The 26,029-nt window shown below is 71.0% G+C and carries 22 protein-coding genes; 18 read left to right on the forward strand and 4 right to left on the reverse strand.

The window, feature by feature from the left end; genetic code table 11:
• Window positions 1-102 precede the first annotated feature (102 nt).
• Window positions 103-873 carry a methyltransferase gene (locus ACZ43N_RS08330; RefSeq protein WP_468095923.1) on the forward strand — a complete coding sequence of 257 codons (771 nt, stop codon included), beginning with the start codon at window positions 103-105 and terminating at the stop codon, window positions 871-873.
• A gap of 277 nt (window positions 874-1,150) precedes the next feature.
• Window positions 1,151-1,552 carry a DUF3040 domain-containing protein gene (locus ACZ43N_RS08335; protein ID WP_055716614.1) on the forward strand — a complete coding sequence of 134 codons (402 nt, stop codon included), beginning with the start codon at window positions 1,151-1,153 and terminating at the stop codon, window positions 1,550-1,552.
• A 368-nt stretch (window positions 1,553-1,920) separates the two neighbouring features.
• On the opposite strand, the gene ACZ43N_RS08340 is transcribed toward ACZ43N_RS08335, so the two are convergent.
• From ACZ43N_RS08340 to ACZ43N_RS08355, 4 genes are all read right to left on the reverse strand, one after another.
• Window positions 1,921-4,335, reverse strand: a complete 2,415-nt coding sequence (locus ACZ43N_RS08340; protein WP_468095924.1) for a transglutaminase TgpA family protein — start codon at window positions 4,333-4,335, stop codon at window positions 1,921-1,923.
• The gene (locus tag ACZ43N_RS08345; RefSeq protein WP_468095926.1) at window positions 4,332-5,696 is read right to left on the reverse strand and encodes a DUF58 domain-containing protein; all 1,365 of its coding nucleotides are present in this window, start codon (window positions 5,694-5,696) and stop codon (window positions 4,332-4,334) included. Before ACZ43N_RS08345 ends, ACZ43N_RS08340 begins: the two co-directional genes overlap by 4 nt.
• The gene (locus ACZ43N_RS08350; protein WP_468095927.1) at window positions 5,693-6,733 is read right to left on the reverse strand and encodes an AAA family ATPase; all 1,041 of its coding nucleotides are present in this window, start codon (window positions 6,731-6,733) and stop codon (window positions 5,693-5,695) included. The genes ACZ43N_RS08345 and ACZ43N_RS08350 overlap by 4 nt, the downstream gene beginning before the upstream one ends.
• Window positions 6,734-7,018: 285 nt before the next feature.
• Window positions 7,019-7,627, reverse strand: coding sequence for a beta-class carbonic anhydrase (locus ACZ43N_RS08355; protein ID WP_468095928.1), 609 nt, complete (start codon window positions 7,625-7,627; stop codon window positions 7,019-7,021).
• 355 nt (window positions 7,628-7,982) lie between these two features.
• Between ACZ43N_RS08355 and rsmH the strand changes: the two genes are divergently transcribed.
• The 16 genes from rsmH (at window position 7,983) to ACZ43N_RS08435 (ending at window position 25,961) form a co-directional block, all read left to right on the forward strand.
• The gene (gene rsmH / locus ACZ43N_RS08360) at window positions 7,983-8,939 is read left to right on the forward strand and encodes a 16S rRNA (cytosine(1402)-N(4))-methyltransferase RsmH (RefSeq protein ID WP_468095929.1); all 957 of its coding nucleotides are present in this window, start codon (window positions 7,983-7,985) and stop codon (window positions 8,937-8,939) included.
• Between the two features lie 111 nt (window positions 8,940-9,050).
• Window positions 9,051-9,671 (forward strand): cell division protein FtsL, encoded by a 621-nt coding sequence (ftsL, locus tag ACZ43N_RS08365; protein ID WP_468095931.1) that lies wholly within the window; start codon window positions 9,051-9,053, stop codon window positions 9,669-9,671.
• A gap of 5 nt (window positions 9,672-9,676) precedes the next feature.
• Window positions 9,677-11,644, forward strand: coding sequence for a peptidoglycan D,D-transpeptidase FtsI family protein (locus ACZ43N_RS08370; protein WP_468095932.1), 1,968 nt, complete (start codon window positions 9,677-9,679; stop codon window positions 11,642-11,644).
• Between the two features lie 83 nt (window positions 11,645-11,727).
• The gene (locus ACZ43N_RS08375) at window positions 11,728-13,404 is read left to right on the forward strand and encodes a UDP-N-acetylmuramoyl-L-alanyl-D-glutamate--2,6-diaminopimelate ligase (RefSeq protein ID WP_468095933.1); all 1,677 of its coding nucleotides are present in this window, start codon (window positions 11,728-11,730) and stop codon (window positions 13,402-13,404) included.
• Window positions 13,405-13,408: 4 nt separating this feature from the next.
• Window positions 13,409-14,824 carry a UDP-N-acetylmuramoyl-tripeptide--D-alanyl-D-alanine ligase gene (locus ACZ43N_RS08380; protein ID WP_468095934.1) on the forward strand — a complete coding sequence of 472 codons (1,416 nt, stop codon included), beginning with the start codon at window positions 13,409-13,411 and terminating at the stop codon, window positions 14,822-14,824.
• Window positions 14,821-15,894: a phospho-N-acetylmuramoyl-pentapeptide-transferase gene (gene mraY, locus ACZ43N_RS08385; RefSeq protein WP_468095935.1), complete on the forward strand. Its 1,074-nt coding sequence runs from the start codon at window positions 14,821-14,823 to the stop codon at window positions 15,892-15,894. The genes ACZ43N_RS08380 and mraY overlap by 4 nt, the downstream gene beginning before the upstream one ends.
• Window positions 15,876-17,303 (forward strand): UDP-N-acetylmuramoyl-L-alanine--D-glutamate ligase, encoded by a 1,428-nt coding sequence (murD, locus tag ACZ43N_RS08390; RefSeq protein ID WP_468095936.1) that lies wholly within the window; start codon window positions 15,876-15,878, stop codon window positions 17,301-17,303. The genes mraY and murD overlap by 19 nt, the downstream gene beginning before the upstream one ends.
• A gap of 94 nt (window positions 17,304-17,397) precedes the next feature.
• Window positions 17,398-18,717: a putative lipid II flippase FtsW gene (gene ftsW / locus ACZ43N_RS08395; RefSeq protein WP_468095937.1), complete on the forward strand. Its 1,320-nt coding sequence runs from the start codon at window positions 17,398-17,400 to the stop codon at window positions 18,715-18,717.
• 33 nt (window positions 18,718-18,750) lie between these two features.
• Window positions 18,751-19,839, forward strand: coding sequence for an undecaprenyldiphospho-muramoylpentapeptide beta-N-acetylglucosaminyltransferase (gene murG, locus ACZ43N_RS08400; RefSeq protein ID WP_055521865.1), 1,089 nt, complete (start codon window positions 18,751-18,753; stop codon window positions 19,837-19,839).
• 24 nt (window positions 19,840-19,863) lie between these two features.
• The gene (locus ACZ43N_RS08405) at window positions 19,864-20,667 is read left to right on the forward strand and encodes a cell division protein FtsQ/DivIB (protein WP_468095938.1); all 804 of its coding nucleotides are present in this window, start codon (window positions 19,864-19,866) and stop codon (window positions 20,665-20,667) included.
• 279 nt (window positions 20,668-20,946) lie between these two features.
• Window positions 20,947-22,140: a cell division protein FtsZ gene (ftsZ, locus tag ACZ43N_RS08410; protein ID WP_468095939.1), complete on the forward strand. Its 1,194-nt coding sequence runs from the start codon at window positions 20,947-20,949 to the stop codon at window positions 22,138-22,140.
• The gene (gene pgeF, locus ACZ43N_RS08415) at window positions 22,137-22,868 is read left to right on the forward strand and encodes a peptidoglycan editing factor PgeF (RefSeq protein WP_468095940.1); all 732 of its coding nucleotides are present in this window, start codon (window positions 22,137-22,139) and stop codon (window positions 22,866-22,868) included. The genes ftsZ and pgeF overlap by 4 nt, the downstream gene beginning before the upstream one ends.
• A 5-nt stretch (window positions 22,869-22,873) precedes the next feature.
• Complete coding sequence (locus ACZ43N_RS08420; protein WP_468095941.1) at window positions 22,874-23,593, forward strand: YggS family pyridoxal phosphate-dependent enzyme; 720 nt, start codon at window positions 22,874-22,876, stop codon at window positions 23,591-23,593.
• 129 nt (window positions 23,594-23,722) lie between these two features.
• Entirely contained in the window at window positions 23,723-24,364 is a 642-nt protein-coding gene (locus tag ACZ43N_RS08425) for a cell division protein SepF (protein WP_123544041.1), read from the forward strand.
• A gap of 60 nt (window positions 24,365-24,424) precedes the next feature.
• Entirely contained in the window at window positions 24,425-24,721 is a 297-nt protein-coding gene (locus tag ACZ43N_RS08430; RefSeq protein ID WP_055538813.1) for a YggT family protein, read from the forward strand.
• Between the two features lie 46 nt (window positions 24,722-24,767).
• On the forward strand, window positions 24,768-25,961 hold the full coding sequence (locus ACZ43N_RS08435; RefSeq protein WP_468095942.1) for a DivIVA domain-containing protein: 1,194 nt from the start codon (window positions 24,768-24,770) through the stop codon (window positions 25,959-25,961).
• The last annotated feature ends 68 nt before the right edge of the window (window positions 25,962-26,029 follow it).

The raw sequence follows: 26,029 nt of genomic DNA on the forward strand, positions 1-26,029 counted from the left end.
GACACCCGTAACCTCCGTCACGGCCGTCCGGCCGCCGGCGGAGCCCGCAATTCCACCGCTCCGCCGCACACCAGGCGGTGCCGCGCCGAGGAGTCAACTGCCGTGTCGGACCCGTCGCGCCCCCGCGCCTCCCTCCGTACCGCCGTGGTCTGGGACGTTCTTCAGGACGCCCTCGAGCGCCGCGTGAAGGCCACGGGGCGCGAGTCGCTCGACGTGCTCGACACCGGGGGCGGCAGCGGCATGTTCGCGGTGCCCGTGGCCCGCCTCGGTCACCGAGTCACCGTCGTCGACCCCAGCCCCAACGCGCTGTTCGCGCTGGAGCGCAGGGCCGCCGAGGCCGGTGTCGCCGACCGGGTGCAGGGGGTCCAGGGCGACGCGCACGGCCTCTTCGACGTCGCCGAGCGCGGCGGCTACGACGCCGTGCTGTGCCACGGCGTCCTGGAGTACGTGGACGACCCCGCCGAGGGCATCGGCAACGCGGTCGCCGCGCTGCGCCCCGACGGCGTCCTCAGCCTGCTCGCCGCCGGACTCGGCGGCGCGGTGCTCGCCCGGGCCCTCGCCGGCCACTTCAAAGAGGCCAGGCAGGCACTCGACGACCCGAACGGACGCTGGGGCGAGGGTGATCCCGTACCCCGCCGTTTCACCGCCGAGCAGCTCACCGCGCTCGTCGAGAACGCGGGCCTCGCGGTGGCCGCCGTACACGGCGTCCGGGTCTTCGCCGACCTCGTCCCCGGGGTCCTCGTCGACACCGAGCCGGGTGCCCTGGACGCACTCCTCCAGCTGGAGGCCGCCGCCGCGGAACTGCCCGCGTTCCACTCCGTGGCCACGCAACTGCATGTGCTCGGAGAGACCCGGGGCGCCGCCGATGCCTGAGCGTCTCCGGTGACGAGCCCGCTGATCAGGTGCGCGGCGGCGGATGGAGTACGCCACAGGCCCCCCGATCGGGCGCTCGGAGCCGTATGATCGAGGGAGACCGTCCGGCATGACGGGCCGTTCGCTGGGGAATCCACACCTCAGCGAGTCGGGGTGCCATGGCGGGTTCCGGTTGGCGAATTGGCGTAGAGGGGCGGGTTTCAAGGGGGCGATTCCCTGCCTATCCTGAAGAGGACCCCCCGGGTCGCCCCGGCGACCGCACGATGAGGAGGACTCCGTGCCGCTCTCAGAGCACGAGCAGCGCATGCTCGAGCAGATGGAGCGAGCGCTGTACGCCGAAGATCCCAAGTTCGCGTCAGCGCTTGAGGGAAGCGGGCTGCGTACGTACACCCGGCGGCGGGTCTACCAGGCGGTCGCGGGCTTTCTGGTGGGTATCGCGCTCCTCATGGCCGGAATGGTCGCACAGCAGATCTGGGTCAGCGTGGTGGGTTTCCTCGTCATGCTGGGCTGCGCCGTGCTCGCCGTCACCGGTTGGCGCAAGGCCCCGAAGCCGGGTGAGCAGCCCACCGGTCCCACAGGCTCCGCCGGTGCCCGTCGTCAGACACGACAGCGCCGCTCCATGATGGATCGAATCGAACAGCGCTGGCAGCGCCGCCGCGACGAACAGGGCGGCCACTGAGCCCTCAGGGGTTCCGGCCCTCCCGCCATACCTGAGACAGATGAAGGGTGACCTCCCGAGTGGCGGTCACCCTTCACTCATGTCCAGAATCGAACACCGGCCGTCCTCGCGCCGGCCGTCCTCGCGCCGGCCGTCCTCGCGCCGTTCGTTCTCGCGCAGGTCGCCCTCCGTGACACGCCCCGGCATCGGCTCCCCGTCGTACGGGACGGCTCGTGCCTTGTTGCCCGCTGACCGAAGCCGCCCGTGCATCGCCGGTGTTCACACGCCCGCGGCAGGCAGTCCGTCGCGCTCCGGCCGTCCCTGACACACATCTGCCCCCACCGGGCGAACCCGGTGGGGGCAGACTCATCCCGTGCCCGGCAGAGCCCTCAGTGGTTCTGGCCGGTCGGGGCCGATGGTCGGCGCAGGGTCGGGCGGTGAGCCGCCAGTTCGGTCATGAGGGCCGACCAGCGGGCCGATGCCGCCCAGGTCACGCGGACGGTCGAACGGGGCAGGAAGAGCGCCCGGAAGCGGGACCGGCGGCCGACCCGGGCCCGGAGCCCGGCCGCCACCTGGTGCGCGTCCTGGGCGAGCCCCGCCGCCACCTGCGGGTGCGGAGCGTAGAGAACCTGCTCCACGGCCGCCGCCAGCCGGTGCACCGCTGCCTCGGCCGGTTGTTCGAGCCGACCCAGCCGCACGATCCGCGCGGCGGCCTTGCGTGGCGTTTGTGACTCGTCCGGCGTGATCCCGTAGTCCCACGCCGTGTCGGTCACCTCCTGCCAGACCGCCAGGGTATGGGCCGCGGCCTCGGCGGGCGTCCGCCCGTGCGCGCCCAGCCGTACGGACCGCATCCGCATCCGCCACAGCATCGGCAGCAGCGGAAGGGCGAGCAGCGCGAGCACCCCGGGCACGGTCAGCAGGGTCCAGGGGGAGAAGAACACCAGCCCCCAGAAACCGCGCTCCTCGTCGTCCGAACCGGGCAGGGCCGCCGCGGACTCGGACGAGCAGCCGCCCTCCAGACGCACCTGCTGTGCCGTGCAGCTCTCGCTCTCCGACGGCTCCGCGGACGGCGCCGAGGACGCCGACTCCGAAGGCCGGGGCACATCGGGCAGGCCGTTGTCACCGGACGCCTCGGGCTGGGTGTACTCGGGCGTCGTCCCCCGGTTCGGGGTCGGTTCGAAGCGGGTCCAGCCCACGCCCTCGAAGTACAGCTCGGGCCAGGCGTGCGCGTCACGCAGCCCCACCGACATCGAGCCGTTCGCCTCCGGAGTGCCGGGTGTGAACCCCACCGCGACCCGCGCCGGAATGCCCAGCGTACGGGCCATGGAGGCCATCGCGAACGAGAAGTGGACGCAGAAGCCCTCCTTCTCCTGCAGGAACCGGGAGATGGCCCGCGAGCCGGTCCCGCTCTGCACCTCGGTGTCATAGGTGAACTCGCCGCTGAACGCGAACCAGTCCTGGAGCTTCACGGCCCGCTCGTAGTCGTTCGCCGAGCCCGCGGTGACCTCGCGAGCGGTCCGCGCCACCACCGGCGGCAGCGACCTGGGCACCTTGGTGTACTCCCGCTTCAGGGCCGGCGGCGGCTCGGGCGCCGCGGCCAGCTGCTTGGCGGTGGGCCGTACGATCAGGCTCCTGGCCGTGTACTGCGCGCCCTTGGTGTCCTGGCCGTGGTCGCCGACCAACGTGCGTCCCACCGGCTCGTACCGCCAGTCGCCGTCGATGTCCACGGACGTCACCGGATACGGCATCGGCAGCCAGTTCTGCGCGTAGTCCTTCGCCGCGGCTATCCGGGTCTCGATCTCGTTCCGCTTGACGTCGGGACCCAGGCCGTTGGGCGTGCCGAAGTCGTCCGGGACCCCGGTGATGGACCGCTCGGTGGGCTTCCAGGAGGTGCCGTCGAAGTCGTCCAGGGAGACGATCCGCAGATACATCTCCTGGATGTTGTCGGTGTTCGTGCGGTACGAGAGGACCTGGCGGTCCTGGTCGACGTTCAGGCTCTCGCTCAGCTGGACCAACGGGTTCACCGCGGCGATCGTGCCGCCCCCGGAGCCCGCGCCGATCCCGGCGCCCGCCCCGCCCAGCAGTCCGCCGTCGAGGGCGGGCAGCCCGAGCGGCACCACCAGCGCGATGCCCAGCGCGACCGCGCCGATGCGCCGCCCCGTGCGGACCGGTGCGACGGCGCCGCCGGCCTCCACGGCGGGAGCGCGCGAGGCGCCGCCGAAGACCCGGCCCCACTGCGAGAGCCGGTCACGGCTCTCGGCCAGCAGCAGCATCAGATAGCCGACGGAGGCGATCAGGAAGAAGAGCCACGCGGCGCCGTCGGACAGCCCCGCCGCCACCGAGTAGAGCGCCAGCAGCGGCAGACCGGCCGGGGCCGCGCTGCGGAACGTCACCGCGAGCGCGTCGACCATGAGGCCGATGACCAGGACCCCGCCGATCACCATCAGCTGGATGCCGTCGGTCAGCGGCGCCGGGATGGCATACCGGCCGACGTCATCGGCACCGGCCCGCAGCAGTGATGCGAAGTGCTGGAACGCCTCCGGGCCCGGGAACAGCCCGGCCACGGCCTGCTGCCGCGCGAAGACCAGGGCCAGCATCACCAGCGTGACCAGGGCCTGCGCCGCCACCGTCAGCGCCCGGGCCAGCGGTACCCGCCGGGCGAGCGCTCCCACCCCGCTCTGCACGGCCAGCATGACGGCCGCCTGGAAGATCCAGGTCGCCGGCTCGACCAGCGGCAGCAGGGCGCACGCCGCCATGATCGTGGCGGCCCAGGCGCACAGCGCCAGCCTCGCCCGACCACTCATGACCGTCCCTCCGTCCCGATGCCGGACACCATGCCGATGCGCTGCCGGTCCGCCTGGCGCCACAGGTCCGCCAGCGAGGCGCCGCGCGGCACGCTCAGCGCCGTCCAGCCCGCCTCGTGCAACAGGCGCAGCGACTCCTCGCCCGCGCTCTCGCGGCCCGCGCCGGGTACCTCGCCCGCCTCACGGGTCCACGTGTCGCTGTCCAGCAGGAAGGCGATCGCCCCGCCGCTGCGCCGGCGCATCCTGCCGATCAACCCCGCCTGCTCCTCGTCGAGGTCGCCGAGGAAGGCGACCAGCAGCCCCTCGTTGCCACCGCGCAACACGTCGTATGCAGGGGAGAGGCTCGTACCGTCGGAGTGGTCGATCACCGCGAGGGTGTCCATCATCAGTCCGGCCGCGTCGGCGGACTCCTGGCTGGAGCCCGCGAACCCGTCGGCCCCCTCGCCCGGCACCGAACTGCCGGTGTCCGTCAGCAGCCGGACCGAAAAGCCGCGTTCGAGCATGTGCACCAGCATGGACGCGGCGCCCGAGACGGCCCATTCGAAGGCCGAGTCGGGGCCCGCGCCCAGGTAGGCCACGGCCCGGGTGTCCAGCAGGACGGTGCAGCGGGCGCGCTGTGGCTGCTCCTCGCGGCGCACCATCAGTTCGCCGTAGCGGGCGGTGGAGCGCCAGTGCACCCGGCGCAGGTCGTCGCCGCGCCGGTAGCCGCGGGGGATCACGTCGTCCTCGCCGGCCAGCGCCAGCGAACGCTGCCGGCCGTCGCCGTACCCCTTCGCCTCACCGCTCAGCCGTACCGGCGGCAGTGCCTCCACGCGCGGGATGACTGTCAGGGTGTCGAACGTCGAGAAGGAGCGGGTCAGCTCGCACATCCCGAACGGGTCGGTCAGCCGCAGCTGGAGCGGTCCCAGGGGATAGCGGCCGCGCAGATCGGAGCGGACGCGGTACGACACCTCGCGACGGCCGCCCGCCTCGACCCGGTCCAGGACGAACCGGGGACGCGGACCGAGCACGTACGGCACCCGGTCCTGGAGCATCAGCAGCCCGGTGGGCAGCCGCGAGACGTTGTCCATCCGCAGGTGGACGCGGGCCTCGCTGCCGGCGGGCACCCGCGCGGGGGAGAGGCGCCGGCTGCCCGCGACCCGGTACCGGGTGCGGTACAGCACGGTCGCGCAGACCAGCGGCAGTACGGCGAGCAGCAGACCGACCCGGAGCAGATCGCTCTGCCCGAGCACGTACGCGCATATCGCGGCCGCCACTCCGGCGGCGAGGAAGGAGCGCCCGCGTGTGGTGAGCCCGGTGAGAGCCGTGCGCAGCCCGCCCTTGTCCTGCTCGGGGGTGGGCGCGGGCCCCGCGGTGGTCATCCAAGCCTCCGCGGCGGCTGCTGCGGATACGCGGGCGCCGGGTGGGCCGAGCCGAAGCCGCCCTGCGGCGGCGCGGCCTGCGGCACGGGCGTGCGCTGGAGGATCTCCTGGACGACCTGCTCCGGCGTCCGGCGGTTGAGCTGGGCCTGCGCGGTGGGCAGCAGCCGGTGGGCGAGGACCGCCACCGCCAGCGACTGGATGTCGTCCGGCAGTGCGTACTCCCGGCCGCTCAGGGCGGCGGTCGCCTTCGCCGCACGCAGCAGATGCAGCGTGGCGCGCGGCGAGGCGCCGAGTCTGAGGTCGGGGTGGGTGCGGGTGGCGCCGACCAGGTCCACCGCGTAGCGCCGCACCGTCTCCGCGACGTGCACGCCGCGGACGGCCTCGATCAGCTTCACGATGTCATGGGCGTGGGCCACCGGCTGCATGTCCTCCAGCGGAGAGACGCCGCCGTGGACGTCGAGCATCTGGAGCTCGGCCTCCGGGCTGGGGTAGCCGACGGAGACGCGGGCCATGAAGCGGTCCCGCTGGGCCTCCGGGAGCGGGTAGGTGCCCTCCATCTCGACCGGGTTCTGCGTGGCCACCACCATGAAAGGGTGCGGCAGCTCGTACGTCTGTCCGTCGATCGTGACCTGGCGCTCCTCCAGGGACTCCAGCAGCGCCGACTGCGTCTTCGGTGACGCGCGGTTGATCTCGTCGCCGATCACGATCTGCGAGAAGATCGCGCCCGGCTTGAACTCGAACTCCTTGCGCTGCTGGTCCCAGATGGACACACCCGTGATGTCCGACGGCAGCAGGTCCGGCGTGAACTGGATACGCCGTACCGAACAGTCGATGGACCGCGCCAGTGCTTTGGCCAGCATGGTCTTGCCGACGCCGGGGACATCCTCGATCAGAAGATGTCCCTCGGCGAGCAGCACTGTCAGCGAAAGCCGTACGACCTCAGGCTTGCCCTCGATCACCGCCTCGACCGAACTGCGGACTCGCTCCACAGTGCTGGTCAGATCAGTGAGGCTCGCTCGATCGTCATAGGTCGTCACCCGGCCCTCCTCGGCCCGTTCTTTCTCCGGGCCGACGCTCTGCGATGCGGACCGGCCCACCCCGAAACACGGGCACCACGCGCAAACAGTTCCGCGTGTTGCCACACTTGCATTCTTGCTGCCGTTACCGATTCGTGTCACTCGCCTGTGGATAACGGTCGGCTATTTGTCAGGCCTGCACCGTTTTGAACGCCGAGATGCCTGGAGATTGACAGGAACCCCAGGCGCCGGAAGGCCGTCCGGGTGTGCGGGGAGGGCGGGTGCGCGTGGCCGGTTCGACTCCGTTCAGGCCTGGCTGATCTCGCGCAGCAGACCCGTCTTCACGTCGAAGACGAAGCCTCGCACGTCATCGGTGTGCAGCAGGAACGGGTTGGTCCGCACGCGCTGCATGGACTGCCGTACGTCCTGGTCCACGTCCCGGAAGGACTCCACGGCCCAGGCCGGACGCTGGCCGACCTCGGCCTCCAGTTCGGTGCGGAAGTCCTCGGTGAGGGCCTCCAGGCCGCAGCCTGTGTGGTGGATGAGGACGATGCTGCGTGTGCCCAGCTTGCGCTGGCTGATGGTGAGCGAGCGGATCACGTCGTCGGTGACCACGCCGCCCGCGTTGCGGATGGTGTGGCAGTCGCCCAGCTCGAGGCCGAGCGCGGCGTGCAGGTCGAGGCGGGCGTCCATGCAGGCAACGACGGCGACACGCAGGACGGGGCGGGCGTCCATCCCGGGGTCGGTGAACGCGGCGGCATACCGCCCGTTCGCCTCGACCAGCCGGTCGGTGACGGTGCCGGCGGTTATGGCGCCTTCGGTTTCGGTGGGAACTGATGCGGAGGTCGTCATAGCCATGACGTTACTGGTCACGGGAGCCGTTGGCGCTCTGTGAGAGGGGACAAAGAACGTCATTGAGGGTTGTTGTGAGGTAACCCACAGGGGTGGCGGGATTGCACCACTCCGAGTGATTTCTCTGCTTTCCGAGCTTCGCTCCGCGGGTGGCGTCGCGACGCGCAGGCCGGTTGATTGACCGCGAGAGGCCGTGGACTAAAGTGACGCGGAGCGGGAGGCGAGAACCCCCTGCTGGACTGACATCACCGAGAGATCCGGTCACTGCCCGGCATCTCCCCGCGTGCGCGGCGCGTACGTACGGCTCGGCCTCCTCCCGCTCCCGGTCGGCCGGCACTTCCGGCGCCGGCCGGCTTCCCCTTCCTGAGCGGGCGGGGACCCGGCGGTGCGTACGGCCCGCCGGACTTGAGAGGGCCCCTTGACCGAGAGCCGACACGTTCCCGTCATGCTCCAGCGGTGCCTGGACATGCTGGCCCCGGCCCTCACGGAGCCCGGCGCCGTCGTCGTCGACTGCACACTCGGGCTCGGCGGCCACAGCGAGGCGCTCCTCACCCGCTTCCCCGAAGCCCGGCTCGTCGCCCTCGACCGCGACAAGGAGGCGCTGCGCCTCTCCGGGGAACGGCTCGCCCCCTTCGGTGACCGCGCCACCCTGGTGCACGCCGTCTACGACGAACTCCCCGACGTGCTCGCCCGCCTGGGCGTCCCGCACGTCCAGGGCGTCCTGTTCGACCTCGGCGTCTCCTCCATGCAGCTCGACGAGGCCGACCGCGGCTTCGCCTACGCCCAGGACGCCCCGCTCGACATGCGCATGGACCAGACGACCGGCATCAGCGCCGCCGAGGTCCTCAACACCTACCCGGCCGGTGAACTCGTCCGGATCCTCCGGGCGTACGGCGAGGAGAAGCAGGCCAAGCGGATCGTCTCCGCGATCGTGCGCGAGCGCGAGAAGGAGCCCTTCAGCAACAGCGCGCGCCTGGTCGAACTGATCCGCGACGCCCTGCCGCAGGCCGCCAAGCGCACCGGCGGCAACCCCGCCAAGCGCACCTTCCAGGCGCTGCGCATCGAGGTCAACGGCGAACTCACCGTGCTGGAGCGGGCGATCCCCGCCGCCGTCAAGGCCCTCGCGGTCGGCGGCCGGATCGCCGTGCTGTCGTACCACTCGCTCGAAGACCGCCTCGTCAAGCAGGTGTTCGCGGCGGGTGCAGCCTCCACCGCGCCCCCCGGGCTGCCCGTCGTCCCCGAGCGCTACCAGCCCAGGCTCAAGCTCCTCACCCGTGGTGCCGAACTTCCCACAGAGGAAGAGGTCGCCGAGAACCGGCGTGCCGCCCCCGCGCGGCTGCGTGGGGCCGAGCGCATCCGGGAGGACGTCGAGTGACGCGGACGAGGCGGCCGGAACACGCCGCGTGAGGGGGACGGTGGTGAGTCCGACGATCGAACTCGCCGACGCCGGGAGTGAGTCCGAGAAGCGATCTGGCAGGGAGGGTGTGTGACCAGGAAACCCGAACTGAGGGGCCGGGCCGCCCGTCTCGCGCGGCTCCTGCCCGCCGGTTCCGGCCGGGCCGCCCGCGCCCCGTTCGTCCTCCTCGTCGTCGTTCTCCTGGGCGGCGGCCTCATCGGCCTCCTCGTACTGAACTCCGCGCTGAGCGAAGGGTCGTTCCTCCTCGACGACCTCCAGGACGACGTGAAGAACTACACCGACGAGGAACAGGCACTCCAGCGGGACGTGGACGCCTACTCCGCCCCCGAGGCACTTCAGCGCCGCGCCCGCGAGCTGGGCATGGTGCCCGGCGGCGACCCGGCCTTCCTGGGCCCGGACGGCCGTGTCAAGGGCGTCCCGAGCCCCGCCGCGCCGCAGTCGCCGGCGAGCGTGCCCCTGGTCCTCCCTCCCGAGGCGCTCGGTCACGCGCCCTCCCTGAGCCCCACCCCGCCCCCTACTCCCACGCCCACCTCGCCCTCCACGCCGTCGGGCTCCGCGGCGACCCGGCCGCCCGCATCGGCCCCCGGCGCCACCTCCGAAGCCGTCCGCGGTGTCGCCCCCGGAGGCGCGCCCGCCCCCACCGGCCCGCCCGTGCGGTCCACGCCGCTCTCGACGAACCCCGGCAGGTGACGGAAGTGGCCGATTCAGGCAGGCAGCCGCCCCGCCGCCGCGTACCGGGCCCCGCCCGGCCCGTGCGACAGGACGGCCGGCAGCGGCGCCCCGGACCCGGCGCCCGCCCCGCGGGGCAGCGCCGGCCGAGCACCCCCCGGCGGCCGGCTCCGCGCACCATCCGCCTGGGCAGCCCGCGCCCCCGGCTGCGCCTGGTGAGCCTCGCGCTCACCCTGGTGATGATCGCCTTCGTCGTACGGCTGCTCCAGGTACAGGCCGTCGACGCCGACGAGTACGCGGCCAAGGCCGAGCGGAACCGCTACGTCGGCCGGGTCCTCGCCGCCGAGCGGGGCGGGATCACCGACCGCAACGGCGTCGACCTGGCGATCAGCGCGGACGCCAACGACATCACCGCCGACCCGACGATGTTCACGCGTGAACAGCTCAAGGTCGATGACGGGCCCGAGCAGGCGGCCGCGCTCCTCGCGCCGATCCTCGGCGCCGAGCAGGAGACGATCGCCCAGAAGCTGCGCACCAGGAACACGCGGTACGTACTCCTCGCCCGCCGCCAGACCCCCCAGGTCTGGAACCAGATCAGCGATCTGAAGGCCGCGCTCGTCAAGAAGTCCAAGGACGACCGGAGCACCGTCAACTTCCTGGCCGGCGTCTTCCAGGAGCCCAGCAGCAAACGCGTGTACCCCAACGGCGACCTCGCCGCCGGGATACTGGGCTGGGTCAACGCCGAGGGCAAGGGCGGCGGCGGCATCGAGCAGCAGCTGAACAGCAAGCTGGCCGGCAAGGACGGCAAGATCCGCTACGCCCAGTCCGGCGGCCGTCTCGTCCCCACCGCGGGTTCCGCCGAGACCCCCGCCGTGGCCGGCTCGGACGTCGAGCTGACCATCGACCGCGACATCCAGTGGGCCGCGCAGAGCGCCATCACCGAGCAGGTGAAGAAGTCCAAGGCTGACCGCGGCTACGTGATAGTGCAGGACACCCGCACCGGCGAGATCCTCGCCATGGCCAACTCGCCCGGCTTCGACCCCAACGACCTCACCAAGGCGAACCCGGACGCCCTGGGCAACGCGGCCCTCCAGGACGCCTACGAGCCCGGCTCCACCGCCAAGGTCATGTCGATGGCCGCCGTACTGGAGGAGAACGTCGCCACCCCGCAGACGCACGTCACCGTGCCCAACCGGCTGCACCGCGGCGACCGCCTCTTCAAGGACGACATCGACCACCCGACCTGGTACCTGACGCTCAACGGCGTGCTCGCCAAGTCCAGCAACATCGGCACGATCCTCGCCACCGGCGAACTCGGCGACACTCAGCGGGAGTCCAATCGGATCCTCCACTCCTACCTGCGCAAGTTCGGCATCGGCAGCTACAGCGGGCTCGGCTTCCCCGGCGAGACCAAGGGCATCCTCGCCGCGCCCGGCGACTGGTCGACGTCGCAGCAGTACACGATCCCTTTCGGTCAGGGCGTCTCCATAAACGCCATGCAGGCGACCTCCGTCTACTCGACGATCGCCAACGGCGGCGTCCGCGTGGAGCCCACCCTCGTCCGTGGCACCAAGGGACCGGACGGCCGCTTCACTCCCGCTCCGAAGCCGAAGAAGACGCGCGTCGTGAGCGGGAAGACGGCGAAGACCCTGGCCAGAATGCTGGAGTCCGTCGTGGACGACGAGGAGGGCACCGGCACCAAGGCACGCATCCCCGGCTACCGGGTCGCGGGCAAGACGGGTACGGCGAACCGCGTTGATCCGGCCACCGGCAGGTACAGCGGCTACACCTCGTCGTTCGCCGGGTTCGCACCCGCGGACAAGCCGCGGATCACCGTGTACTGCGCCATCCAGAACGCGACCAAGGGCAACTACTTCGGCGGCCAGATCTGCGGGCCCATCTACAAGGAGGTCATGGAGTTCGCCTTGAAGACACTCCAGGTCCCGCCGACCGGCGCCGGGCCGGCGAACCTGCCCGTCAGCTTCAAGCCCTGACCCGCCCGCCGCCCGGCGGGCCCCGTACCGCTGACCCCTCCCTGATCACCCTCTGATCAGCGCAACCAGCCAGGAACGTACTCGTGATCATGATCACTCCCGACTCCGGGAACAACGCCTCGCCACCGCCCGCGCACAAACCCTCGCTTCGCTCCGGCGGGGGTGCGCCCGGTACGCTCACCGCCGTGCCACACGCTGATCAGTCCCCCATCACCCAGAAGGGCGTTTCCGTGACATATGCCGGACCGCCCAGGCCGGCCCAGGTCTCCGCCACACCCCTCGCGGAGCTCGCCGGACACCTGGGTGCCGCACAGCCGGAGACCGGGGAAGCCGCGGCCGGGGTCACGGGCATCACCCATGACTCGCGCGCCGTTCGCCCCGGCGACCTGTACGCCGCCCTGCCCGGCGCCCGGCTGCACGGCGCCGACTTCGTGAACCAGGCGGCCGGCCTCGGCGCCGTCGCCGTCCTGACCGACCCGAGCGGGGCCGAGCGCGCCGCCGCCACCGGTCTCCCGGTCCTCGTCGTCGACGACCCGCGCGCACGGATGGGCGAGCTGGCGGCCACGATCTACGGCCGCCCGGGCCGCGACCTGCTCCAGATCGGCATCACCGGCACGTCCGGCAAGACCACCACCGCCTACCTCGTCGAGGGCGGCCTGCGGACGGTCCGCTCCACCGGGCTCATCGGCACCGTCGAGATGCGCATCGGCGACGAGCGCATCAAGTCCGAGCGCACCACCCCCGAGGCCACCGACCTCCAGGCCCTCTTCGCCGTCATGCGCGAACGCGGCGTGGACGCGGTCGTCATGGAGGTCTCCAGCCACGCCCTGGTCCTCGGCCGGGTCGACGGCTGCGTCTTCGACGTCGCCGTGTTCAACAACCTCAGCCCGGAGCACATGGAGTTCCACTCCGACATGGAGGACTACTTCCAGGCCAAGGCGGGGCTGTTCACGCCCGAGCGCAGCAGGCTCGGCGTCGTCAACCTCGACGACGAGTACGGCCGCCGGCTCACCAAGGAGGCGACCGTCCCGGTCGTCACCTTCTCCGCCGAGGGGCACCCCGACGCCGACTGGCGCGCCGTGGACGTCGAGGTCGGCCCGATGGACTCGACGTTCACCGTGATCGGCCCCAAGGACGAGCGGATCACCGCCCGGTCACCGCTGCCGGGCCCGTTCAACGTCGCCAACACCCTCGCCGCGATCGTCGCCCTGGCCGTCGCCGGGATCGACCCGCAGACCGCCGCCGACGGCGTCGCCGCCGTGCCGGGCGTACCGGGCCGTCTGGAGCGCGTGGACGCGGGGCAGCCCTACCTCGCGGTCGTCGACTACGCCCACAAGACGGACGCCGTCGAGTCGGTGCTCAAGGCACTGCGCAAGGTCACCGAGGGAAGGCTGCACGTGGTGCTCGGCTGCGGCGGCGACCGGGACCGGACCAAGCGCGCGCCGATGGGCGCCGCCATCGCCCGGTTCGCCGACACGGCCGTACTGACCTCCGACAACCCCCGCTCCGAGGACCCCCTCGCGATCCTCGCCACCATGCTCGAGGGCGCGGCCTCCGTGCCGGTCCACGAGCGCGGTGAGGTCCTCCTCTTCGAGGACCGTGCCGCCGCGATCGCCGCGGCCGTGGCCCGCGCGGAACCCGGCGACACCGTGCTGGTCGCGGGCAAGGGCCACGAGCAGGGCCAGGACATCGCCGGCGTGGTACGTCCCTTCGACGACCGCCAGGTGCTCCGCGAAGCTATCCAGCAGACCCAGGGATGAACTTGTGATCGCCCTCTCTCTCGCCGAGATCGCAGAAGTCGTCGGCGGGCAGACGCACGACATACCGGATCCGTCGGTCCAGGTCACCGGACCCGTCGTCCGGGACTCCCGTGAAGTGGAGCCCGGCAGCCTCTTCGTCGCCTTCGCGGGCGAGCGCGTGGACGGCCACGACTTCGCCGCCGCGGTCGTCGAGGCGGGCGCGGCAGCGGTGCTGGCGTCCCGCCCCGTCGGCGTACCCGCGATCGTCGTGGCCGACGTCCAGGCGGCGCTCGGTGCCCTCGCCCGCCATGTGGTGCGCGAACTCGGCACCACCCTCGTCGCCCTCACCGGATCCGCGGGCAAGACCAGCACCAAGGACCTGATCGCCCAGGTGCTCAGGCGCAAGGCGCCGACCGTGTTCACGCCCGGCTCCCTCAACAACGAGATCGGGCTGCCCCTCACCGCGCTCAGCGCCACCGAGGAAACCCGTTTCCTCGTCCTGGAGATGGGCGCCCGCGGCATCGGCCACATCCGCTACCTCACCGGCCTGACCCCACCGAAGGTCGGCCTCGTGCTCAACGTCGGCACAGCCCACATCGGCGAGTTCGGCGGCCGGGAGCAGATCGCACAGGCCAAGGGCGAGTTGGTGGAGGCCCTGCCGCCCGCCGCCGAGGGCGGCGCCGCGATCCTCAACGCCGACGACCCCCTCGTGCGCGCCATGGCCTCCCGCACCAAGGCCAAGGTGGTCCTCTTCGGAGAGTCCGACGAAGCGGACGTACGCGCAGAGAACGTACGGCTCACGGACGCGGGACAGCCCTCGTTCCGCCTTCACACACCCTCCGGTGCAAGTGATGTGACCATGCGCCTGTACGGTGAGCACCACGTGTCGAACGCGCTCGCCGCGGCCGCCGTCGCCCATGAGCTGGGCATGTCCGCGGAAGAGATCGCCACCGCGCTCTCCGAGGCGGGCTCCCTCTCCCGTTGGCGGATGGAGGTCACCGAGCGCCCGGACGGCGTGACGGTCGTCAACGACGCCTACAACGCGAACCCCGAGTCCATGCGGGCCGCTCTGCGCGCGCTCGCAGCCATGGGCAAGGGGCGGCGGACCTGGGCGGTGCTCGGCAAGATGGCCGAGCTCGGGGACGAATCGCTCGCCGAGCACGACGCGGTCGGACGGCTCGCCGTCCGGCTCAATGTCGGCAAGCTCGTCGCCGTCGGGGGCAGGGAGGCCTCCTGGCTGCAACTGGGCGCATACAACGAGGGTTCGTGGGGTGAGGAGTCGGTGCACGTGTCCGACGCACAGGCGGCGATCGACCTGTTGCGCAGTCAGTTGCGCCCGGGGGACGTCGTACTCGTGAAGGCGTCCCGGTCGGTCGGGCTCGAGAGTGTGGCGCAGGCGCTGCTCGACGGCGGCAACGAGGGTGAGGTTGCCGCGCGATGATGAAGCAGATCCTGTTCGCAGGAGTCATCGGTCTCTTCCTGACCCTGGTCGGCACCCCGCTGCTGATCAAGCTGCTGGCCCGCAAGGGCTACGGCCAGTACATCCGTGACGACGGCCCGCGCGAGCACGCCAGCAAGCGCGGTACGCCGACCATGGGTGGTATCGCCTTCATCCTGGCGACGATCGCTGCGTACTTCCTGGCCAAGGTCATCACGGGCCAGCCGCCGACCTTCTCCGGTCTGCTGGTGCTCGGCCTGATGGGCGGCATGGGCCTCGTCGGCTTCCTCGACGACTACATCAAGATCGTCAAGCGTCGCTCGCTGGGTCTGCGCGCCAAGGCCAAGATGGCCGGCCAGCTGATCGTCGGTATCGCCTTCGCGGTCCTCGCGCTGCAGTTCCCGGACGCCCGCGACCAGACGCCGGCCTCCACCAAGCTCTCCTTCGTGCAGGACTTCGGCTGGTCCATCGGCCCCGTGCTGTTCGTGATCTGGGCGCTGTTCATGATCCTCGCGATGTCGAACGGCGTGAACCTCACCGACGGTCTGGACGGTCTCGCCACCGGTGCCTCGGTGCTCGTGTTCGGCGCGTACACCTTCATCGGCGTGTGGCAGTTCCAGGAGTCCTGCGCCAACACGCTGACCCTGACCAACCCGGAAGCCTGCTACGAGGTACGGGATCCCCTCGACCTCGCGATCGTCGCCTCCGCGCTGATGGGAGCCTGCCTCGGCTTCCTGTGGTGGAACACCTCGCCCGCGAAGATCTTCATGGGTGACACCGGTTCGCTCGCCCTCGGCGGCGCGCTCGCCGGACTCGCGATCTGCTCCCGCACCGAGCTGCTCCTCGCGCTCCTCGGCGGTCTGTTCGTCCTCATCACCATGTCGGTCGTCATCCAGGTCGGCTCGTTCAAGCTCACCGGCAAGCGCGTCTTCCGCATGGCACCGCTCCAGCACCACTTCGAGCTCAAGGGCTGGTCCGAGGTCCTCGTGGTGGTCCGCTTCTGGATCATCCAGGGCATCTGCGTGATCGTCGGACTGGGCCTGTTCTACGCGGGATGGGCGGCGGACAAGTGACCGACTGGCAGGGCAAGCACGTCACCGTCGCCGGGCTCGGCGTCTCCGGCATCCCCGCGGCCAAGGTCCTGCACGGCCTCGGCGCCGCCGTCACGGTCGTCAACGACGGCGACGACGAACGCGCCCGGGCCCAGGCCGCCGACCTGGAGGCGCTCGGCATCACCGTGCGCCTCGGTGACGGCGCCACCCTGCCGGAGGGCACCGACCTGGTCGTCACCGCGCCCGGCTGGAAGCCCGACAAGCCGCTGTTCGCCGCCGCCCGCGAGGCGGGCCTGGAGATCTGGGGCGACGTCGAGCTGGCCTGGCGCCTCCGCGGCCCGGACGCGGCGCCCTGGCTGGCCGTCACGGGCACCAACGGCAAGACCACGACCGTCCAGATGCTCGCCTCGATCCTGAAGGCCGCCGGGCTGCGCACGGCGGCCGTCGGCAACATCGGGGTCTCGCTGCTGGACGTCGTCCTCGGCGACGAACAGTACGACGTACTGGCCGTGGAGCTGTCCAGCTACCAGCTCCACTGGGCGCCCTCGCTGCGCGCCCACTCCGCCGCCGTCCTGAACCTCGCCCCCGACCACCTCGACTGGCACGGCTCCATGGAGGCGTACGCCAAGGACAAGGGCCGCGTCTACGAGGGCAACCGGGTCGCCTGTGTCTACAACGTGGCCGACAAGGCCACCGAGGACCTGGTGCGGGAAGCGGACGTCGAAGAGGGCTGCCGGGCCGTCGGGTTCACGCTCGGCACCCCGGGCCCGTCGCAACTCGGCGTCGTGGAGGGCATCCTGGTCGACCGCGCGTTCGTCGAGAACCGGCAGAAGAACGCCCAGGAACTCGCCGAGGTCTCCGACATCGACCCGCCGGCCCCGCACAACATCGCCAACGCCCTCGCCGCGGCCGCCCTCGCCCGCGCCTTCGGCGTGCCCGCCAGGGCCGTACGGGACGGCCTGCGGGCCTTCACCCCGGACGCGCACCGCATCGCGCACGTGGCCGACGTGGACGGCGTCACGTACATCGACGACTCCAAGGCCACCAACACGCACGCCGCGCAGGCCTCGTTGGCGGCCTACGAGTCGATCGTGTGGATCGCGGGCGGACTCGCCAAGGGCGCCACCTTCGACGAGCTCGTCGCCGGGGCGGCGAAGCGGCTGAGGGGCGTCGTACTGATCGGCGCGGACCGCGCGCTGATCCGCGAAGCGCTCGCGCGACACGCCCCGGAAGTGCCGGTGGTGGACCTCGACCGGACAGACACTGGGGCGATGCTCGCGGCGGTCCGCGAGGCACGGGCGCTCGCCCGGGCGGGCGACACGGTGCTGCTGGCGCCGGCCTGCGCGTCGATGGACATGTTCGTCAACTACAACAGGCGCGGGGACGCGTTCGCGCAGGCAGTGCGCGAACTCGCCGCCGCGGACGGCTGACCGGCCCGCCCGTGCCTGGCGGCGGAGCTGGGCGAACCTGGGAGGGAACGCGTGACACGGATGTGGTCGGTGCGCCGCGGGAAGGGCGCCCCCGATGCCCAGTAGCCGTACCGGGCGCCCTCCCGTCCAGCGCCCCGCCCGCCGGCCTCCCGTCCCGCGCCCGTCGCGCGAGAATCCCGTACGCCGCCTCCACACGCGGGCGCGGCGGGCCTGGGACCGTCCGCTCACCGCGTACTACCTGATCCTCGGCGGCAGCCTGCTGATCACCGTGCTGGGGCTGGTGATGGTCTACTCGGCCTCGCAGATCAAGGCACTGCAGATGTCGTTGCCGGGGACCTTCTTCTTCCGCAAGCAGTTCCTCGCGGCCGCGATCGGCGGCCTTCTGCTCCTGGTGGCCTCACGGATGCCCGTGAAGCTGCACCGGGCCCTCGCGTACCCGATCCTGGCCGGCTGCGTCTTCATGATGGCCCTGGTACAGGTGATAGGGCAGTCGATCAACGGCAACCAGAACTGGATCGCCGTCGGCGGCTCGTTCCAGATCCAGCCCAGCGAGTTCGGCAAGCTGGCGCTGGTGCTGTGGGGAGCCGATCTGCTCGCCCGCAAGGAGGACAAGCGGCTGCTGACCCAGTGGAAGCACATGCTGGTCCCGCTGGTCCCGGTGGCGTTCACGCTCCTCGGGCTGATCATGCTCGGCGGCGACATGGGCACCGCGATCATCCTCACGGCCATCCTGTTCGGCCTGCTGTGGCTGGCCGGGGCGCCGACCAGGCTGTTCGTGGGCGTGCTGTCCGTCGCCGGGCTGATCGGCTTCGTCCTGATCAGGACCAGTGAGAACCGTATGGCCCGACTCGCGTGCATCGGTGCCACGGAACCGGGGCAGGGGGACACCTGCTGGCAGGCCGTGCACGGCATCTACGCTCTCGCCTCGGGCGGAATCTTCGGCTCCGGGCTCGGTGCCAGTGTGGAAAAATGGGGCCAACTCCCGGAAGCGCACACCGACTTCATCTTCGCCGTCACCGGTGAGGAACTGGGTCTCGCGGGGACGCTGTCGGTGCTCGCCCTCTTCGCGGCTCTAGGCTATGCGGGTATCCGCGTGGCCGGACGCACGGAGGACCCCTTCGTCAGGTATGCCGCGGGAGGCGTGACCACCTGGATCACCGCTCAGGCGGTGATCAACATCGGTGCGGTGCTCGGTCTGCTGCCGATCGCCGGAGTCCCGCTCCCGCTGTTCTCCTACGGGGGTTCGGCCCTGCTGCCGACCATGTTCGCCATCGGGCTGCTGATCGCCTTCGCACGCGACGAGCCCGCTGCGCGGGCGGCGCTTGCGATGCGGCAACCTCGCTTTGGTAGAAAGCGGGGCGGCGGCCCTTCGGGGCGGCCCGGGAGATGGAACACGATGCGACGGCGTGCCTGAACGGCGCGTTCGTCCGGAGAGCGGTGAATTTCGGTGCATGTCGTCCTCGCCGGTGGCGGAACCGCCGGTCACATCGAGCCCGCGCTCGCCCTCGCGGACGCCCTGCGCAGGCAGGACCCGACCGTGGGCATCACGGCCCTGGGCACGGAGCGCGGCCTTGAGACACGCCTCGTCCCCGAGCGCGGCTACGAACTCGCGCTGATCCCCGCCGTACCCCTGCCACGCAAGCCCACGCCCGAGCTGATCACCGTGCCCGGCCGGCTGCGCGGCACGATCAAGGCGACCGAGCAGATCCTGGAGCGCACCAAGGCGGACTGCGTCGTCGGCTTCGGCGGCTACGTCGCCCTGCCCGGCTACCTCGCCGCCAAGCGCCTCGGGGTGCCGATCGTCGTCCACGAGGCCAACGCCCGCCCCGGCCTCGCCAACAAGATCGGCTCCCGGTACGCCGCCCAGGTGGCCGTCTCCACCCCGGACAGCAAGCTGCGCGACTCCCGCTACATCGGCATCCCGCTGCGCCGCTCCATCGCCACCCTCGACCGCGCCGCGGCGCGCCCCGAGGCCCGCGCCCTGTTCGGCCTCGACCCGAACCTGCCGACGCTGCTGGTCTCCGGCGGCTCGCAGGGCGCCCGCCGCCTCAACGAGGTGGTCCAGCAGGTCGCGCCCTACCTCCAGCAGGCCGGGATCCAGATCCTGCACGCGGTCGGTCCGAAGAACGAACTGCCGCAGGTGCACCAGATGCCGGGGATGCCCCCGTACATCCCGGTACCGTACGTGGACCGGATGGACCTCGCGTACGCCGCGGCCGACATGATGCTCTGCCGCGCGGGCGCGATGACCGTCGCCGAGCTCTCCGCCGTCGGGCTCCCCGCCGCCTACGTCCCGCTGCCCATCGGCAACGGCGAACAGCGGCTGAACGCCCAGCCGGTGGTCAAGGCCGGCGGCGGACTGCTGGTCGACGACGCGGAGCTGACCCCCCAGTGGGTCCAGCAGAACGTCCTGCCCGTGCTCGCCGACCCGCACCGGCTGTACGAGATGTCCCGCGCCGCCAGCGAGTTCGGCCGCCGGGACGCCGACGACCTGCTCGTCGGGATGGTGTACGAGGCGATCGCGTCGCGCCGCTAGGGGCGCGGCAGAAGGCAGGGGAGCGTGGCCGGACCGACCACCGCCGAACGCGGCGCGGACGACGATCTGGACTCCGGCCCGCTTCCGGGGCGCCGGCGGCGGCTGCCCGGCCCGCGAACGCTGATCGCTGTCGCGGTCGTCCTGGTGCTGCTCGGCGGGGTCTCGGTGTGGGCCCTGTACGGGTCGTCGTGGCTGCGGGCCGAGCGGGTCTCCGTGTCGGGTACCCGGGTGCTGACCGAGGCGCAGGTGCGCGGGGCCGCCGAGGTGCCCCTCGGGGATCCGCTGATTTCCGTGGACACCGAGGCGATCGAGTCACGATTGCTGAGGAAATTGCCCCGAATCGACTCGGTTGAGGTCATTCGTTCCTGGCCTCGCGGAATCGGCCTGAAAGTCACCGAACGCACCCCGGTCCTGATTGTCGAGGCCGCCGGAAATTCGGGCAAGTACGTCGAAGTGGATGCGAAGGGTGTTCGCTTCGCCACCGTTTCGCGTGCCCCGAAGGGTGTTCCCGTCCTGGAATTGGCGCTGTTCCGCCCGGGATCCTCGGCGGCCAGTCTGCGGCGGTTCGGTGAGGACCGGCTGGTGCGCGAGGCGGTGCGGGTGGCGGGTGACATTCCGGCCGCGGTCGCGCCCGAGACCCGGGTCGTCACGGTTCGTTCCTACGACTCCATCTCGTTGGAGTTGAGCGGGGACCGTACCGTCGCCTGGGGGAGCGCGGAGGAGGGGCGCGCGAAGGCGCGCGCGCTCAGTGCTCTGCTGGAAGCCGCCCCCGACGCCGGGCACTTCGACGTGAGTGTTCCCACGGCGCCTGCGTCATCAGGGAGTTGACGGGTATCCGTGCAGGCCAGCACCCTGGTTGGGCACCGCTACGGCTGATCACATAGGGTGAAAAGAAAAACGGGAGGTTCGGCGTGTTCGTTGAACGTGCGCCACTTGTCGACTTAGTGTCCTGTTCGGAAGAGTCCAAGGAACAGACACACTGGTAACCCTAAACTTCAGCGTTAGGGTTCGGGTCGGCGTTCGGACCGTCCCACTTCGGCATCAGTCGTCGGATCGCGGGTACCCCGCGAGGCGGCGACACGTAACTCGAGGCGAGAGGCCTTCGACGTGGCAGCACCGCAGAACTACCTCGCAGTCATCAAAGTCATCGGTGTCGGCGGCGGTGGTGTCAATGCCATCAACCGGATGATCGAGGTCGGTCTCAAGGGCGTCGAGTTCATCGCCATCAACACCGACGCGCAAGCTCTGTTGATGAGCGACGCCGACGTCAAGCTCGACGTCGGCCGTGAACTCACCCGCGGACTCGGCGCCGGCGCCAACCCGGCGGTCGGCCGCAAGGCCGCCGAGGACCACCGCGAGGAGATCGAGGAGGTCCTCAAGGGGGCCGACATGGTCTTCGTGACGGCCGGCGAGGGCGGCGGCACCGGTACCGGCGGCGCGCCCGTCGTGGCCAACATCGCCCGCTCGCTCGGCGCCCTCACCATCGGCGTGGTCACCCGCCCCTTCACCTTCGAGGGCCGCCGCCGCGCCAACCAGGCCGAGGACGGCATCGCCGAGCTCCGCGAAGAGGTCGACACCCTCATCGTCATCCCGAACGACCGGCTGCTGTCCATCTCGGACCGCCAGGTCTCGGTGCTCGACGCCTTCAAGTCGGCCGACCAGGTCCTGCTCTCCGGTGTCCAGGGCATCACCGACCTCATCACCACACCGGGCCTGATCAACCTCGACTTCGCGGACGTCAAGTCCGTCATGTCCGAGGCCGGCTCCGCCCTCATGGGCATCGGCTCGGCCCGCGGCGACGACCGCGCGGTGGCCGCCGCCGAGATGGCGATCTCCTCGCCGCTGCTGGAGGCCTCCATCGACGGCGCCCGCGGTGTCCTGCTCTCCATCTCCGGTGGCTCCGACCTCGGTCTCTTCGAGATCAACGAGGCCGCCCAGCTGGTCAGCGAAGCCGCCCACCCCGAGGCCAACATCATCTTCGGCGCGGTCATCGACGACGCCCTCGGCGACGAGGTCCGCGTCACGGTCATCGCGGCCGGCTTCGACGGCGGACAGCCCCCGGCCAAGCGGGACAACATCCTCGGCTCGACAGCGGCCAAGCGTGACGAGCCCGCGCCGGCGCGGGCCTCCGAAACCCGTCCGTCCTTCGGCTCTCTCGGCAGCGTCAAGCCGAAGGAGGAGCCGGTGCCCGCCGCCCCGGAGCCGGTGAGCGAGGTGCCCGTCGCCCCGCCGGTCCCGCCGTCCCGGTCCTACACGGACAGCGCGGCGGAGGAGTTGGACGTACCGGACTTCCTCAAGTGATAGGACAGCGCGAGAACGTGAGCGGCGCGCACTTCGCCTTCACCGACAGGTGGGGCGGGGTGAGCGCCGCTCCGTATGAGCAGCTCAATCTCGGCGGGGCGGTCGGGGACGATGCCGACGCCGTGACGACCAACAGGGAGCTGGCCGCGAAGTCGCTGGGCCTGGATCCCGGCCGGGTCGTCTGGATGAACCAGGTGCACGGCGCGGACGTGGCGGTGGTCGACGGACCGTGGGGCTCCGCCGTCGACATCCCGTCCGTCGACGCGATCGTCACCACCGGGCGCGGTCTCGCGCTCGCGGTGCTCACCGCCGACTGCGTGCCCGTGCTGCTGGCCGACCCCGTCGCCGGGGTCGCGGCCGCCGCCCACGCCGGCCGGCCCGGGATGGTCGCCGGGGTCGTCCCCGCCGCCGTCAAAGCCATGATCGAACTCGGCGCCGACCCCGCGCGGATCGTCGCCCGCACCGGCCCCACCGTCTGCGGCCGCTGCTACGAGGTGCCCGAAGCGATGCGCGCCGACGTGGCCGCCGTGGAGCCGACGGCGTACGCCGAGACCAGTTGGGGCACGCCCTCCGTGGATGTGAGCGCCGGAGTGCACTCCCAGCTGGAGCGACTGGGGGTGCATGACCGGGAGCAGTCGCCGGTGTGCACGCTGGAGTCGCGCGACCACTTCTCGTACCGCCGCGACCGCACCACAGGGCGACTCGCGGGATATGTCTGGCTGGACTGAGGGGCATGACCGACCGTAAGGCACAACTCGCCGCGAACCTGGCGAAGGTGGAGGACCGCATCGCGGCGGCGTGCGTGGCCGCGGGGCGCAAGCGTGCAGAGGTGACCCTGATCGTGGTCACCAAGACGTATCCCGCGAGCGATGTGCGGATCCTGTCGGAACTCGGTGTGCGTCATGTCGCCGAGAACAAGGACCAGGACGCGGCGCCCAAGGCGGCCGAGTGCTCGGATCTGTCCCTTGTGTGGCATTTCGTGGGGCAATTGCAGACGAACAAGGTCCGTTCTGTAGTGCGTTATGCGGATCTCGTACAGTCCGTCGATCGTTCCCGGCTCGTCACCTCGCTGTCGAAGGAGGCGGTCCGGGCCGGACGTGAGGTGGGGTGCCTCATCCAGGTCGCCCTCGACGCGGACGAGGGCGGCCGGGGGGCGCGCGGTGGTGTCGGGCCGGACGGAATCGAAGGCTTGGCCGCCCTCGTGGCGGACTCCCCGGGGCTGCGGCTCGATGGTCTGATGACCGTAGCGCCGCTCACCGGCGAGTACGCGGGGCGCCCGCGCGCGGCCTTCGAGCGGTTGATGGATTTGTCGACCCACCTGCGCCGCGCTCATCCGGCTGCGAACATGGTCTCGGCAGGGATGAGTGCGGATCTCGAGGAGGCCGTGGCGGCCGGAGCGACACATGTGCGCGTCGGCACTGCGGTACTCGGAGTCCGTCCCAGGCTCGGGTAACGTCGCCAAGAAGTCGGACCACAGCAGAAAATATGGTCATTCCGCCGAGAGGCGGGCGCAACGACCTCGTGGATCGCGGGCACTTGGGAAGTCGTCAGTCGATCCACCACAGAGCGGAGGACTCAGAGCATGGCCGGCGCGATGCGCAAGATGGCGGTCTACCTCGGCCTCGTGGAGGACGATGGGTACGACGGCAGGGGATTCGACCCCGATGACGACTTCGAGCCCGAGCTCGACCCCGAGCCCGAGCGGGACCACCGGCGCCATGAGCCGGTGCACCAGTCACACCAGTCACATCAGCCCCAAAGGGATGAATCGGTGCGAGTGGTGCAGCCTCCGGCGCAGCGCGAGCCGGTGGCGCACGCCACTTCGCTTCCCGCGGAATCGGTGCGACCCGCCCGGATCGCGCCCGTGGCATCCATCACACAAGACCGTTCCAGTCTGGAGAAGAACGCACCGGTGATCATGCCCAAGGTCGTGTCCGAACGAGAGCCGTACCGGATCACGACGTTGCACCCGCGGACCTACAACGAGGCCCGTACCATCGGGGAACACTTCCGTGAGGGCACCCCCGTGATCATGAATCTGACTGAGATGGACGACACAGACGCGAAGCGACTTGTCGACTTTGCGGCCGGTTTGGTGTTTGGTCTTCACGGCAGCATCGAGCGGGTGACGCAGAAGGTGTTCCTGTTGTCGCCTGCTAACGTCGATGTCACGGCGGAGGACAAGGCCCGCATCGCAGAGGGCGGGTTCTTCAACCAGAGCTGAGACGCACCACCGGAAACAGCAGTACAGGCAGCACGGAATGGGGAGAGGGAAACACCGGACATGAGCGTGGTCTTGACGATCCTCTACATCGCGCTGACGGTGTTCTTCATCGTGCTGATCTTCCGGTTGGTCATGGACTACGTCTTCCAGTTCGCCCGCTCATGGCAACCCGGCAAGGCGATGGTGGTCGTTCTGGAGGCCACCTACACTGTCACTGATCCACCGCTCAAGCTTCTGCGGCGGTTCATTCCGCCGCTGCGTCTCGGGGGCGTGGCGCTCGACCTGTCCTTCTTCGTGCTGATGATCATCGTTTTTATCCTGCGCACGGTAGTGGCCAGCGGGATGGGGACGGTGTGAGAGATGCGGTCTTGCCGAATGCCGACGACTACGTTGAGGTGAAGAGATGCCGTTGACCCCCGAGGACGTGCGGAACAAGCAGTTCACGACCGTCCGCCTCCGAGAAGGCTATGACGAGGACGAGGTCGATGCCTTCCTCGATGAGGTCGAAGCCGAACTGACGCGCCTGCTTCGTGAGAACGAGGACCTGCGTGCCAAGCTCGCCGCGGCCACGCGCGCTGCTGCCCAGAATCAGCAGAACATGCGCAAGCCTCCCGAGCCGCAGGACCAGCAGCAGGGTGGCATGCAGCAGGGTGGCATGCAGCAGGGCGGTATGCAGCAGCAGGGCATGCGAGGTCCTGGCGCTCCCGTACCCGCTGGGATATCGGGCCCGCCGCAGCAGATGGGGGGCCCCATGGGTGGCCCGCCCCAGCTGCCGAGCGGTGCTCCGCAGCTGCCCGCCGGCCCCGGTGGCCAGGGGCAGCAGGGTCCCGGACCGATGGGTCAGGGGCCGATGGGCCAGGGCCCGATGGGTCAGGGTCCCATGGGTCAGCCCCAGATGGGGCAGGGCCCGATGGGCGGCCAGCCGCCCATGCAGCAGCAGATGGGTGGCCCGATGGGCGGCCCCATGGGCGGTCCGATGGGCGGCCCCGGTCAGGGCCCGGGCGGCGACAGCGCCGCGCGTGTGCTCTCGCTGGCCCAGCAGACCGCCGACCAGGCGATCGCCGAGGCCCGTTCCGAGGCCAACAAGATCGTCGGCGAGGCCCGTAGCCGCGCCGAGGGTCTGGAGCGGGACGCCCGTGCCAAGGCCGACGCCCTGGAGCGGGACGCGCAGGAGAAGCACCGTGTCGCGATGGGCTCCCTGGAGTCCGCCCGCGCCACGCTGGAGCGCAAGGTCGAGGACCTGCGCGGCTTCGAGCGCGAGTACCGCACGCGTCTGAAGTCCTACCTGGAGTCGCAGCTGCGTCAGCTGGAGACCCAGGCGGACGACTCGCTGGCCCCGCCGCGCACCCCGGCGACCGCGTCGCTGCCGCCGTCCCCGGCGCCGTCCATGGCTCCGGCCGGTGCGAGCGCGCCGTCGTACGGCGGTCAGGGTATGGGTGGCGCCCCGGCGCCGGCCGCGCCCTCCTACGGCGGTCAGCAGCAGATGTCTCCGGCCATGACCCAGCCGATGGCTCCGGTCCGGCCGCAGGGCCCGTCGCCGATGGGGCAGGCTCCCTCGCCGATGCGTGGGTTCCTCATCGACGAGGACGACAACTGATCATCACGGGTACGCCGTAGGCGTCGGCAGCGTTCAGGGCGGGGCCCCGGATCTCTTCGATCCGGGGC

The organism is Streptomyces sp. NPDC030814 (assembly GCF_055572155.1).